We start from the raw sequence: 1,688 nt of genomic DNA, 5'->3' as shown, positions 1-1,688 counted from the left end.
TTTTAACATTACTCTTTCTTTAAAAGTAAAATGATGCTTTGTTTTATCCATTTTAAAAAATCCTTTCTTTTATATACAAAGTTAATTATATAGTTTTTTGAGGTTTTGGGCGAGCGGTTGATTTTCTTAAATTTTTGTGATAAAATGACTTACAAGTTAAAAAAAGTTTTGAGATTCTTTCAAACAAATTTGGGAACCTTTATAAAATTCTTCGCTTAACGCTTAGAATTTTTCCCAAGTATTTTGAAAAGCGCGGCAAAAATTTTTTTAAACTTTAAGTTATTTTTCACAAACTTATGAAAATCACCGCGAGCCCAGTTTAATACAATATAATCACAATAATAATCATTTAAATAATTTCCTTTCTAAAAAGATGATCAAAAGTGCTTGTATGTATATATATATATATATATAATGTCATAGATCTTGATAAAAAGTTTCAAGATAAGAAAGGAAATTATACAAAATGAAAAAACTTTTAAGTTTATTAAGTGTATTAACAATTAATGGAACTGCTGTACCAACAACAATTGCTGCTAGCCCATATCAAAAACAAATATATAGAGAAAATTTAAAAAGAAATAAAAGACAAAATAATAAACAAAATATTTTTGGAATTTCAGAACACGTTATTACAACAAGTGGTAAAATTTTATCATCTGGTGTTATTTTAAATAATAAAATATACTTTAGTTCTTATGGTGATAAAGTATATGAATATAACCCTACAACAGGAAAACAAAAAGTTGTTTTAATAACATCACGTTCTATTTCTTCTTCTGGTGTAGCTTTAAATAATAAATTATACTTTAGTTCTGATAATGGTAAAGTATATGAATATGATCCTGCAACAGAACAACAAAAAGTTGTAATTACAACAAGTGGTAAAATTTTATCATCTGGTGTTATTTTAAATAATAAAATATACTTTGGTTCAACAGATGGTAAAGTATATGAATATAACCCTACAACAGGAAAACAAAAAGTTGTAATCACAACAAATGGTAATATTAATTATTCGGGAGTGGTATTAAACGACAAATTATATATCGGCTCATATGATCATAATGTATATGAATATGATCCTGCAACAGAACAACAAAAAATTGTAATCACGACAGACCGTAAAGTTTTATTTTCTGGTGTTGTTTTAAATAATAAACTATATTTTATTATGTATGATACAATATATGAATATGATCCTGCAACAGAACAACAAAAAGTTGGATATATAACATTTGGCACCCCTTGCTCTTCTGGTGTTGTTTTAAATAATAAAATTTATTTTAGTTATGATAATAGTAATATATGTGAATTTGATATATTTCAATTAATTGAATCTAAATTTATTGATATTAGACATCAAATAAAAAGAGGGTTATATTTACATTATAAAAAACAAAACCCCAATTCTGAAATTAAAATAATTTCCAATATTAATTTAAAAAATTTAAAAGTATTTGATGTTATTATAGAATCAAAACAAAAAAATAAACCTCTTAATTTAGAAAATGAACTCAATGTTTGTATAGATTCTAATTCAACATTTGTAAACAATAGTAATTCTGAACAAACACAATATACAATTGCTTGTTCTAAACAAGTGACAGAAACAAATACAATTCAAAAAATGAATGGATTTTCTAAATCAGAATCAACAGCAAACAATGACAATTGAACCGCTAAAT

The 1,688-nt window shown here is 24.1% G+C and carries 1 protein-coding gene; it reads left to right on the top strand.

Annotated elements, in window-relative coordinates:
- Window positions 1–466: 466 nt before the first annotated feature.
- Window positions 467–1,688: outer membrane protein assembly factor BamB family protein (locus D9R21_RS06285; protein WP_148108868.1), on the top strand; the 1,222-nt coding region annotated here is incomplete at its 3' end.

Source organism: Spiroplasma endosymbiont of Megaselia nigra, from assembly GCF_003987485.1.
GTDB lineage: Bacteria > Bacillota_I > Bacilli_A > Mycoplasmatales > Mycoplasmataceae > Spiroplasma.
The sequence above is the reverse complement of the archived record's forward strand: the minus strand, read 5'-3'. Positions and strand labels throughout refer to the sequence as shown.